The following is a 222-nucleotide window of genomic DNA, read 5'->3' as shown; positions in this document are numbered from 1 at the left end:
GTAACGGATAAAGATGGCGACGGTAAGCCAGATATCTCTACTCCGAAGGATACAGACGGAGATGGCATCCCTGATAATCAAGATAATGATATCGATGGCGATGGCGTTAATAATAAAGACGAAGAAGCTAACGGCACTGATCCAACAAACGCTGATACCAACGGTAATGGTGTAAACGATGGGGACGAAGATACTGATGGTGATGGTATTCCAAACAAAGTT

1 protein-coding gene is annotated in these 222 nt (G+C 43.7%); it reads left to right on the top strand.

Translation table 11 applies throughout. The features are described 5' to 3' along the window. Positions 1–222: thrombospondin type 3 repeat-containing protein (locus tag ACJTHF_RS14100; protein ID WP_407812645.1), on the top strand; the 222-nt coding region annotated here is incomplete at both ends.

Origin of the sequence: Mammaliicoccus sp. RAM2, from assembly GCF_045897195.1 — a bacterium.
In the GTDB taxonomy this organism is placed as follows: Bacteria; Bacillota; Bacilli; order Staphylococcales; family Staphylococcaceae; genus Mammaliicoccus; species Mammaliicoccus sciuri.
Note: the sequence above shows the minus strand (reverse complement) of the source record. Positions and strands in the feature narration are given on the sequence as shown.